This window comes from Bacillus sp. SH5-2 (assembly GCF_008368905.1).
GTDB classification, from domain to species: Bacteria; Bacillota; Bacilli; order Bacillales; family Bacillaceae_G; genus Bacillus_A; species Bacillus_A luti.
In genome coordinates this window covers 1-11,964 of record NZ_QOSD01000002.1, presented here as the reverse complement: position 1 = coordinate 11,964, position 11,964 = coordinate 1, and the positions used below count along the sequence as shown (strand labels likewise).

The 11,964-nt window shown below is 32.1% G+C and carries 10 protein-coding genes, 1 pseudogene and 1 riboswitch; of the genes and pseudogenes, 1 reads left to right on the top strand and 10 read right to left on the bottom strand.

What is annotated here, in order from left to right; all coding sequences use genetic code 11:
- Positions 1-47: 47 nt before the first annotated feature.
- The 4 genes from DN410_RS01715 to DN410_RS01700 all read right to left on the bottom strand — a co-directional run bounded on the left by DN410_RS01715 (position 48) and on the right by DN410_RS01700 (position 3,342).
- Complete coding sequence (locus DN410_RS01715; RefSeq protein ID WP_000120182.1) at positions 48-155, bottom strand: YjcZ family sporulation protein; 108 nt, start codon at positions 153-155, stop codon at positions 48-50.
- A 134-nt stretch (positions 156-289) separates the two neighbouring features.
- Complete coding sequence (locus DN410_RS01710; RefSeq protein ID WP_149175062.1) at positions 290-1,090, bottom strand: energy-coupling factor transporter transmembrane component T family protein; 801 nt, start codon at positions 1,088-1,090, stop codon at positions 290-292.
- The gene (locus tag DN410_RS01705) at positions 1,083-2,783 is read right to left on the bottom strand and encodes an ABC transporter ATP-binding protein (protein ID WP_149175061.1); all 1,701 of its coding nucleotides are present in this window, start codon (positions 2,781-2,783) and stop codon (positions 1,083-1,085) included. The genes DN410_RS01710 and DN410_RS01705 overlap by 8 nt, the downstream gene beginning before the upstream one ends.
- A 10-nt stretch (positions 2,784-2,793) precedes the next feature.
- Positions 2,794-3,342, bottom strand: coding sequence for an ECF-type riboflavin transporter substrate-binding protein (locus DN410_RS01700; protein WP_149175060.1), 549 nt, complete (start codon positions 3,340-3,342; stop codon positions 2,794-2,796).
- Between the two features lie 139 nt (positions 3,343-3,481).
- Positions 3,482-3,597, bottom strand: a riboswitch (SAM riboswitch).
- 153 nt (positions 3,598-3,750) lie between these two features.
- Between DN410_RS01700 and DN410_RS01695 the strand changes: the two genes are divergently transcribed.
- A complete protein-coding gene (locus DN410_RS01695) occupies positions 3,751-4,431 on the top strand; it encodes an aspartate/glutamate racemase family protein (protein WP_149175059.1) in 681 nt (226 codons plus the stop codon).
- Positions 4,432-4,916: 485 nt separating this feature from the next.
- On the opposite strand, the pseudogene DN410_RS01690 reads toward DN410_RS01695, so the two are convergent.
- From DN410_RS01690 to DN410_RS01660, 6 genes and pseudogenes are all read right to left on the bottom strand, one after another.
- A pseudogene (locus DN410_RS01690) lies at positions 4,917-6,668 on the bottom strand (ATP-binding protein); the annotation flags it as partial.
- A gap of 444 nt (positions 6,669-7,112) precedes the next feature.
- Positions 7,113-7,967, bottom strand: coding sequence for a Cof-type HAD-IIB family hydrolase (locus DN410_RS01685; protein WP_149175058.1), 855 nt, complete (start codon positions 7,965-7,967; stop codon positions 7,113-7,115).
- Between the two features lie 212 nt (positions 7,968-8,179).
- Complete coding sequence (locus DN410_RS01680; RefSeq protein WP_000046092.1) at positions 8,180-8,335, bottom strand: DUF1540 domain-containing protein; 156 nt, start codon at positions 8,333-8,335, stop codon at positions 8,180-8,182.
- Between the two features lie 72 nt (positions 8,336-8,407).
- A complete protein-coding gene (locus tag DN410_RS01675) occupies positions 8,408-9,037 on the bottom strand; it encodes a Vat family streptogramin A O-acetyltransferase (protein ID WP_149175057.1) in 630 nt (209 codons plus the stop codon).
- Positions 9,027-10,310, bottom strand: coding sequence for an MFS transporter (locus DN410_RS01670; protein ID WP_149175056.1), 1,284 nt, complete (start codon positions 10,308-10,310; stop codon positions 9,027-9,029). Before DN410_RS01670 ends, DN410_RS01675 begins: the two co-directional genes overlap by 11 nt.
- Before the next feature lie 268 nt (positions 10,311-10,578).
- On the bottom strand, positions 10,579-11,814 hold the full coding sequence (locus DN410_RS01660; protein WP_149175054.1) for a cytochrome P450 family protein: 1,236 nt from the start codon (positions 11,812-11,814) through the stop codon (positions 10,579-10,581).
- Positions 11,815-11,964: the final 150 nt, after the last annotated feature.

The window sequence follows — 11,964 nt, the reverse complement described above, 5'->3', positions numbered from 1 at the left end:
TATCTACTATGTTTTTTTAGTTTACATTATTGGAGACTAATTAAAAATTAGTATCCTCCGCCCCAACAGCTGCATCCAACAATAATTAATAAAATAAACAACACAACTAATAAAGCGAAACCTCCACCAAAACCACAAGAACCACCGTAACTCATATTTTCTCCTCCTTTTGGTTTGAAAACTAATAGGTAGTTGATCATTTTAACTGGTTCGTATTATACATTATGTAAATATCCCTTTTTTGAGCATGTCTGCATAAAATAAGTAAAAGCACTCCTTTTAGAGTGCTTTAAAATGGATACCAAAAATTTTGAAATACATGTAATTTTAAATAAACTGCAAAAATCAAAATAAATATTCCTACAAACAAAGCAATAAAATCCCAGGCGTTTGTTTTTTTTGTATAGAACCACGTACGTTTATCCTTTTTTCCAAATCCTCTTAAATCCATTGCATTTGAAACTGTATCAACTCTGTCTAGCGAATGAATAATTAGAGGCCAGAAAATTAAAATACGATTTTTCATGCGCGTCCATAAACTTGCTTCTCCTTTTTCAAAAGCTATTCCTCTTGCTTCTTGTGCATGTTTAATAATTTGATATTCAAATTGAATATCCGGTATATAACGTAATGCGATATTTATTGCATATGTAATTTTATAATGAATGCCAAGTTTATTTAAGCTACTTACAAATTCACTTGGATCTGTCGTATAAATAAAGAGAAGTGTAAAAGGTAATAAGGTAAAATATTTTAATGAAAGCGTAGCTGTATAAAATAATGTTTCATATGTAATTGTCGCATAACCAATATGTAAAAACGAAGTATATGATCCAGTTAATTCAGATCCATGGGTTGGCGTAATTAATAAAATCATGACAGAGTTTAATAAACTAAATGTAAATATAACACTAAAAACAATTAAAATTTTACGAAGTGGAATTTTAGCAAGCAAAAGTCCAATACACCCAATAAAACATAAAATTAACAATATACGAAAATCAAAAAACAAAAAGGTAAGTGTCATACAAAGAATAAATAAAAACAATTTCACTGCTCCATCCATACGATAAAAATATGTACTATGCACCTTCCTCACTCCTATTATTACAGAAATAAAGCTCTATAAACTTTTTTTGACATGAAACGCCGCTAAATGTAACAAGCTTGAATAAAGAACTCTCTCTTAAGTTAGCCCTTTGTAATATCTCTTGATCTCCTAATACAACGGATACAGTATTATCAGCAATTATTTCTCCTTCATGTAGTACTATCGCTCGGTCTGCATATTCTAATGCTAGATTCATATCGTGCGTGATAAAAATAAATGAGATTCCTTTTTTAGCTAGGTTTCTAATAAACGACATGAACTGTTTATAATGATAATAATCTTGTCCAGCCGTCGGTTCATCTAATATGATAAGTTTTGGATTTGTTGTTAGTACAGTTGCAATAGTTAATCTCTTCTTTTGTCCGTAGCTTAATGCCTGAATTGGCCAATTACGAAATGGATATAAACCGCAAATTTTTAACGCTTCTTCAGCTCTATTCTTAATTTCTTCCTTTGAAAATTTTTTTATTTTTAATGTAAATACAACTTCTTCTAAAATAGTCGGTTGCGTAATCATGTGATTTGGATTTTGCATTACATAACATATACTCTCCCCACGTTTACGAATAGACCAAGAATTAATAGTTACTCCATCTAACAAAATTTCTCCACCTTTTATTTTGTTTATACCAATAAGACTATTGGCTAATGTAGATTTCCCAGCTCCATTCTGGCCCAATAGTGTTACAATTTCTCCTTCATTTATTGAGAGATTGATATTTTTTAATACGCTTTGATTATTAGGATATGCAAATGACAAATTTTTCACGTTAAACACTTCTTTACTTTTAGTAGTATCCATTACAAAAGTTTGCTTTTTCACCCACTCTTTTATAACAGTACTAACCCTCTCCTTTTGAAGATTTTCAAGTGGATATATTAAGCCATTTTTACTATCGTAATGTATTTTTTTTAGCGCTTCGATGTAAATAGGCTCTCTTAAGCCGATACGAGGTAATATATGTGACGCTAAAATCTCTTCTGGTGTCCCTATCGCAACAACTTCACCTTCATCAATTAAAATAATTTTATCTAAATCCAAATTTAAAATTTCCTCTATTCGATGTTCAATAATTACAATTGTTTTCTTATATTGCTTATGTATATCTTTAATAAGTTCAATCGTATGTAAGCTGCTTAGCGGATCTAAGTTTGCTAACGGTTCATCGAACAATAATATATCGGCATTTGTTGTTAACAGACCTGCTAGGGAAACGGTTTGCTTTTGACCTCCTGATAATTCATGTGGACTTTGTTTATGAGTAGTATGCATCTTCACCTTTCTTAATGAATCTGAAACGATCTTTCTCATATCATCTTGATGTACACATTCATTTTCTAAATAAAAAGCTACATCTTCTTCTACTGTCAAACCAATAAATTGAGCGTCTTGATCTTGCAAAATTGTTCCTACATGTTTACTCTGTTCAAAAATACTGCCTTTCCTCGGATCTTTACCAGCAATTGAAATGCTTCCTGTACTAATTCCTTCATATGAAAATGGGATTAGCCCATTAATACAATGAGCTAATGTTGATTTTCCTGAACCGCTTCTTCCAGCAATTAATACTTTTTCCCCAGGATATATATGAAAAGTAATGTCTTTTAACGTAGGCTGTGCAGCATGCCCGTATTGAAAGGTAAATTGTTCGAAAGAAATAATCGGTCGCATATTAACATCCCTACTTTTCAATTTTTAAATGTGTATGTTTCTTATTTGATTTAGCTAAGCCAATTATAATTGGTAATCCAAGAACTAAAAATACAATAACATCAGATATAGCCGCCCCTAGTACTTGTATAACAATTTTGTCAAACGGTTCTCCCATCACAACAATATCGAAAGCTCCAGCAAATATAATAGCAATGACGATACCAATTAATCCAGTAATGGCTAAATAAGAAATATCTCCCTTATTATATGTCCCGTTTTTCACACTAAAGCCTACTCTTTTTTGAATGAGCCCCATTGCAAAGCCGATAATGCCTGAACTAATAACCCATCCCCACCAAATACCAAATCCAGCGATTGTATCTGTTACGGTATGACCGATAAGTCCTATTAACAGTCCTGCCACTGGACCAAATAACGCTCCAAAAACGGTTAAAATAGCTAATGCAGGTTTAATAAATGTATTCGGTGCAATAGTGAATCCCCAAAGTCCTAATATGCCATATAAGGCTGCCCCAATCCCAATTGCTACTACTAATTTTGTCGTTAATTTATTCATTACAATTCCCCTCTCATATTAGTCAGCTTTAATTACTCTATATTTATTTTGAAAATGAATTATGCATCGACACTCCCTTTCTGTACAACAAAAAATGACCCCTTACATAAGAGGTCATTTTCTTTCACGTTCAAGAATCCTCTTATCTTTCAAAAAACACATCGTGTCCTCTGCGGAATTAGCACCTTCCTATGGATTTACATAGGGGTTGCTGAGGTTTCATAGGGCCGTTCCCTCCACCTCTCTGGATAAGTATTAATTTGTAATTCGTATTATGGCACTAAGAAGTATAAATTTCAATACTTTTCTAATTATTTTTATTTTTTGTTTAATAGTAAATTTAAATCATTGTATTCTTATCGGAATTATGAAATAATAAATTCAAAATAGTTACGGGAGGCATGTACGATGAAAGTAATCGGTTTAATTGGTGGACTAAGTTGGGAATCTACATCATTATACTATAAACATATTAATACACTTACACTCTCTCAATATGCTCAAAATGCAAAGCTTGTTTTATATAGTATGGACTTTGGTGAAGTAACTACTTTATTGCAAAACCACCAATATGAAGAGGTAAAAAACGAATTAGTCACCGTTGCAAAAAAGGTTGAAAAATCCGGAGCTGAATGTTTATTAATATGTTCAAATACGGTCCATTTATTTGCTGAAGAAGTAGAAAATGCAATATCTATTCCACTTCTTCACATTGGTGATGTAAGTGCTAAAGAAATGGTAGAACAAAATATAAAGCGTATCGGACTATTGGGTACGAAACAAACGATGGAACAAGATTTCTATACATCACGACTAGCAAGTTATAACATTGAGACAATCATTCCAAATGAAGAGGAAAGAGCTTTTATCCATCACATTATATTAAACGAATTAAGTAAAGGCATTATTTCAAAATCATCAAAAGAAAAACTATTACAAATTACAAAGTCATTAATTCAAAACGGTGCAGAAGGTATACTACTCGGCTGCACTGAAATACCTTTGCTCATTTCCCAAAATGATCTTACTGTTCCTGTTTTTGATACTGCATTTTTACATGCACATACTGCTGTGCAGTTCGCTAGATAATAAAAGCATATAGGTGTGACCTCTATGTTTTTATATTGTCCAAACTATTAATTTAATTATGGGTGCAAAACTACAATTACTATATTACGAAATTAACATTAACAGTCCTAATACACTTGCTACATTATGTTTATAAATAATTGATATCAATAAAAAAAGCATCTACAAAGGTAGATGCTTAGATGTGATAAGGAGTGTTCTGTGAGGTTAGGATAAGTTTTTCAGCTTGTCCTATGCTATCAATATATGATTTATTTTATAAAACGTGAATAGTTAATAGAATTATTTTAAGCATTTTATTTGATTAATGGAATATTATACCTCATTTCTAATCTATTCCTATATAAAAAACGTCTCTAGTTCATATAAATACTAGAGACGTTACGCACATTTTATTTTTCATTAGAGCTACCTATTTTTGACTCTTTTCCAGTTAATCGCTCGTTTTTTAATTCGAAATATGCATCTAGAACTTCTTTTCCAATATCATCACAATTTGATAGAGATTGTTTACTCTGAATTTTTGGCAAGTAAATCGTTACAGTTGTTCCGACCCCAACCTTACTCATTGTACTTATTGTTCCTTGATGACTTTCAATGATTTTATAGCTTAACATTAATCCAATACCGGTACCTTTTTCTTTTGTACTATAAAAAGGCTCCCCTAATCTCTTAATTCTTTCTTCAGGTATTCCTATTCCTTCATCTATTACATGAATAATAACGCCCTCATTATTGATTTTTTTTATATGAATTGAAATTTTCCCACCAGATGGCATAGCTTCAATTGAATTTTGTAAAATATTAATAAATACTTGTTTCAGTTGATTTTCTGAACATTCAATGATTAACTCTTTGGAATCTGTATATAATTCCACTTGAATATTTGTCATAATTGCTTTTGTATTTATTAATGATACGACATTTTTAAATATTTGATAAATATTTTTCTTTTCTGTATTTATTTCATCTGTTTTTGCAATCGACAAAAACTCTTGGAGAATCGCTTCTATTCTTTCAATTTCCGAAAGCATAAGATCAAAATATTTTTCTTGATCTTCTTTATTGATTTGAAATAACTGTATAAATCCTTTAATTACGGTTAATGGGTTCCTAACTTCATGAGCTACGCCCGCTGCTAATTGACCAATTGCTGCTAATGTATCTGATTTATTTAGCAATTCTTCTGTCTTTTTCCGCTCTGTAATATCGCGTACGATAATCATAATTTTATCCTGCAATAATGGTAAACATCTAGCTTCAAAGAAATCGATACTCCCATTAATTGTAAGTTGGTATTCAACAATTGTATTTGTTCCTTTTTCTTTCACTTGATGAACTGCTTCTTGAAATTGCTGCGCTACTGGAGATGGTAATATTTCGTAAAACTTTTTTCCCATAAAAGCCTCTGCGGGTACGTAAAATTTTGTAGGAGATCCTGCTTTATAATCAATAATTGTGCCATCATCTTCTGTTAAGAAACATAAATCTGGTAAAGCTTTAAAAATTAATTCCAATTCAGATGTTTGTTGTTTCAACTGTTTTTCTATCGCTTTTAAATGTGTAATATCTACACCAACAGCCCAGTAGCTGAATCCTGTTACAGGAAACTGCTCTGATATATTTGACCACATGATTGTTTTAACTTCTCCGTTTTTACATGTTAAACGCATTTCCCAATCTCTAAAATTTTTGCCACGAGTCAAAAATTTACTTTGTATTTGGTGACGATAATTATGGTCCGGGTACAATAATTGAAGTGCATTTGGATTCCCGATTATCTCTTCAGCAGTATAACCTGTTACAATTTCACATTCACGATTCCATAGAATAAATTCCCCATTATGATCAAGCGCATCGACCATTACAGGCATGTTTTGTAAAATTGTATGTAGCTCCTCCTCTTTTTGAGAGAGCAACGTTGCATTTTTACTTTGAAATACTTTTATTACCCCATCTAAAATTAGGTTTGCTAGCATTTCAAAGTATTTTTGACAATTGAAAATTTCACTTTTGGGGCACCATACCACAAAAGATCCTAAATATTGATTGTATAAGAAAATGGGGATTTCAATTTTGGGAAGCTTACATATTTCCATTTCATTTATTCCAAATGAAAATATACATACTTTTTCAGCATCAAGAAGTTGATGTGATATGTTTGTTAACTCATAAAATTGTTCTGCCATGGTTTCTATTGTACTCACATCAATAAGTTCCATTAGCCGCGCATTCATTGCTTTTTCACCTCAATATGTAAAATTAATACAAATCCAAAATTCATACTTCTCCATTATACGAAGAATGTGCGTATAGGTATATAGCTGTAGAATAATTATTCAAACAAATTTTATTTTTCAATTAAAAATATGTAATCGTATACAATCAAGTAAAGCTTTCATCCATCCCATACGAAGCGACTTACTATATGTATGCCACCCTCATCACCCTAACTTACTTTGTTTTCGTCAAATTTCAAAACGGTAGACAATTCTTAGCAGAATAAAAATACAAAAAAAACATAAAGTTCACAAAATTTTCATAATTATCATGAAAATTTTAAACATTTATTCCAATATATTCTATATAATGATAGGTAATAAGGCTTCTATGCATCTCATAGAATACCTTACCCCTAATAAAAAGTAAAAAAGAATCCTCATTGGATTCTTTTTTACTTTTTATGCTAACACATGCGTATAGAGAGCATGTGCAACACCGTGTTCTTCATTTGTCAACGTTTCATATTGACACATCGCTTTTATTTCTTCAACTGCATTTCCCATTGCAATTGATATATTTGCTTTTTCCATCATGGAAACATCGTTTAGGCCATCACCTATCGCTACCGTATTTCCAACTGAAATATTAAGATGTTCTGCCAATGTATATAAGCCATTTCCTTTTTGAGCCTCTCGGTGATTAATCTCTAAATTATGCCAATAGGAAGATGTAATTGCTAAATCTGTATTATGAAGAAACTTTTCTTTTAATTGTTTTAGTTTCTCAATGTCATAAGAAAATGGTAACAGTTTATGCACGTGTATATCTGTTTGTACAATTGGTTTGCAGCTTTCTGCACTATGAAAAGCTGTATGCTCAAGGTATAATGCTGCAATCGTTTCTAACTCTTTCAAGTCAATATTTTCTTTTGAATTCTTCACGTACTCGATTTCATTACGTACGCTCTCTACGCCATATTCCGGTACGTATACACCTTTATCAGTATAAAGTTGATAATATAAGCCATTTTCTTCGAGATAGTTCACAATCTCAAGTGCCTGTATATTTTGAATTGGATATCTCTTCATCATTTTTTTATCTTTATATATTAGCGCACCGTTTTCCGCAATAATTGGACACTCTAAATTAACTTCTAATAATAATCGTTCAATGTCGACGATAGAACGTCCTGTACAAATTGCTACAACATGGCCAGCTTCCTGACATTTTCGAATTGCTTCTGCATTCTCTTTACTAATCATTTTATTCCCCGAAAGAAGAGTTCCATCTAAATCAATTGCAATTAATTTCATTATTTCTTCACCACTTTCTATAAATACACGAGTTTATATTAAACGAAAGATATCGTTCTCATACTGATCTCGTGAAGTACTCCTTATTTATAATTTATGAAAAGCGTTTCAGGTCAAGAAATAAATTTTTTAAAACATGAATGAAAATGAGATTTATTATCAATACTATAATTAATAAAAGGGCAACCACGATTTGGCTACCCTTCGGAAATTTATATTTCTGGATCAAAAGTTTTGCAATCTGTTTCTTCCGTAGTTGATGCATGTTTCCCTTTATTACTTACTACATAAATTGCGTCTGCACTACATTTATTACCGTTAGCCCAAAATTTACAATTGTTTACTTCACATAAAACGTCTTGTGCCATAGTATCACACCTCCTTGTTCTATTATGATTAACAAAATTCGGAGGTATGATACTCTTTAGAATGCATTTTTATTACCTTTTGAGCTTTCTTAATGATTCTATATCACCTCGTACAATAGCATCGATATTTTGGGTTATCTTTTCAACTTCAAAATGCCACCATTGAATTTGCAATAATTCTTCTATTATTGCATTTGAAAACCTCTCTTTTATTTTATTTGCAGGGTTTCCACCAACAATTGTATATGGTGCGACGTCTCTGGTCACAACAGATTTAGCTGCAATTATTGCACCATCACCTATTTTTATTCCAGGCATAATAGTTGTATCCATGCCAATCCAAACGTCATTTCCTATAACTGTATCTCCTTTATATGGTAGATCAGATAAATCTGGTGTAAATTTATCCCATCCATTCCCGAAAATATTAAAAGGATACGCCGAAAATCCATCCATTCGATGATTTGCTCCGTTCATAATAAAGGTAACTCCAGATGCAATACAACAAAATTTTCCAATGACGAGACGATCTCCGATGAATTCATAATGATATAATACTCGATCTTCTAAAGTTTCCCCATGTTTCGCATCATAATAAGAATAGTCACCAACGAGTATATTAGATTTCATTATTGTATTTTTAATAAAATGAACGTTTTGACTTCCTTCAATTGGGTATTTAACATTTGGATTAGGATTCATGTTGCATAGCACTTCCTTTACCATTCATTTCACTTTCAACTGCTATTACTGGCTTTAAATTGTAAATAGGTAAAATAAACAATAATCCAATTATAAATAGTAGAGCCGTTCCCTCGTACATCGTACTTAATGAAAACATCTCCTTTAATGAGCCAGCAATACTCATCGTGACTACCATTGAACCAGTAAATAATGGACTTAAAATACCGTTTACCCGTCCAATAAAATCAGTATCACTATTTTGAATAATAAGCGTATTAATACCTATTTGAATACACGGAAGAGCTAAACCGCTAAAAAGTTGTGCTGTAAGTGTCACCCATAAATTTGTAGAATATCCTATGATACCAATGCCAATTGCCTGACCAAGCATCCCAACTATTAACATTTTTTGCGGAGCAACATTTTTCGCAAATATCATCGCTACAGCACCGCCAACAATCATCCCCGCACCATTTACTGTTAGTAACCATTGTAAACTCTCTTTTGATAACCCTAACTGCTCAGTTACAATAAAAATCCCTAATGGTTGAATTAAACCTATCCCTAGCCCTGCTGCCATAAAACATAATCCAAGCAAAGTTAATGCTTTTTTCTTTTTCACATATTTAATACCATCAATCATTTCCTGTAACAGCGTTATTTTTTTCTTTTCAGATTCGTTTTCAAGATCTTTTGGAAGAAATAACAATACAACTGCTGCAAGTAAAAACGAGATACCTGTTATAATAATTGAAATATAAATTCCAAAACTTTGAAAAATAAATGTGCCGAGAATAGGTCCTAATACCATAAATATTGCAAATATCGTTTGATATATAGACATTGCCAATTGAATTTGTTCAGCTGATAAATGCTGCTTAAACAATTTCATCCCTGATGGTTGAGAAAATTGGGAAAGGATTGCCGAAATGAGTGTCACAAAAAATACGATTTTCCAAGTTCCAAACATAAGAGTAATTAACACAGCGAATACTGAAATAGAGCTTAACGTTTCGCACCATATCATCGTCTTCTTTGGCTTCCACCTATCAGCAAAAGTTCCACCAATAAAGGAAAAGATGAAAATTGGAGCAAACTCAGCCACTGAAATCATTGAAATAGCAAAAGCATCACCTTTTGTCATTTCCATTACATATAATAATACCGCAAAGTTTCGAACCCATATTCCGATTTGTAAAAATAATGCTGATGCTAGAATTCCTTGCACAAACCTATTTTTTAATACTTGTGATACCCCAGTATTTTGCTTTGTTTCTACATTTGTCGACATAAAAAAGCCTCCTATTTCATGTTCTGAACAGGAAGCAGCACAAATCATATGAAAAGACTATATTTTTCGCAGAGCGAAACACATCCCTTTTCTATAAATGTACAGACTAATCCTATTCAGAAGAATATTTCGTTTTTTAACGAAGATCTCTTACAAATAGAATTAGTTGATCATTGGGATGTTTTCACCCTTCCGTTTCGAATTTGTATATCACATACATACTCTATGTAAATCATTTTTGATGTATGCATGTCTTAATGTAACTATTCTAGAAGGTCAAAGGTAATTCCTCCAAAGAACGCATTAAGTAATTTCCTTGCCATTTCATTTCTTCGCGATTCCCTTTTATGTGTAATTCAGGCATTCGATTAAACAAAGTAGTAATAGCAATCTTCGCTTCTAACCTAGCAAGTGGAGCCCCAAGACAGAAATGGCTACCATGACCAAAAGCAATGTGACGATTATTTTTCCGATTAATATCAAATACTTCTGGGTTTTCAAATACTGTTTCATCACGATTAGCCGAAGCTAATGAAATGATAACCATGTCCCCTTTTTGTATTATTTGCTCGTGAATTTGAAAAGGTTCAGCTGCCCATCTTGCAGTTGTAACCTCAACTGGAGAATAATAGCGCAATCCTTCCTCAATAGCGGAGTCAATTAAATTGGGATTGTCTTTTAATAACTGCAACTGATCCGGATTTTCGAGAAGTGCTAATACTGTATTTGTTATTAAATTCACCGTTGTCTCATGACCCGCAACGATTAATAGCATTATCATCGAATATAGTTCCGGGACGCTAAGTTTATGTCCTTCACTTTCAGCAAGTATTAGCGCACTAACCAAATCATCTTTAGGAACTTTTCGTTTTACATCAACTAAATATTGAAGATATGTAATAAATTCAGCTAGTTGCCTTTCAGTTTCTTTTATTTCTTCTGGTGTTTCTGGCGAAGCAATGACAGCATGAGACCAAACTCTAAATTTCGCTTGATCTTCTTTCGGAATGCCGAGCATTTCACTTATTACAATGATTGGTAAAGGAAAAGAATAATCATCAACAAGATTTAGTGATTTTTTTCGTTTGACATCATGTAATAAATCGTCTGCAATATCCTGAATTCTTCCTTCCAATTGCGTAATCATCTTCGGTGTAAAAGCTTTTTGTACGAGTGATCGTAAACGATTGTGGTTAGGTGGATCCGAATTTAACATATGTGTTGTTAAATGATCGCTATTGTCAACAGTAAGAAACATATTCATTGTATGTTGAGAAAATACATTGGCCGGATCTTTTTTTAAGCGATTATCTTTTAAAAGTGGCAAGGCATCTTCATATCTTGTAATGAGCCATTCTGCACCTAACTCACCTTTATTCACAAATAAAATAGGTTGAACTTTTCGTGATTCTTTATAAATTTCATAAGCATCTTCTTTAAACTGAGCTGAAGCCAAATTAATGCCATCCTCTATTTTTCGGCCAACTTTATTTTTCATTGCCATTGCATTCCCTCACTCTCATTTATTTTTGAAAACCAACCAACATATGCATTATACTCTAATAAAAACGTGAAAATTGTAAATTTTTAATCAAAACCTTACTTCATATATTGAAAAATAAAAAAGTGAGGGAGTAATAAAATGTACCCTATA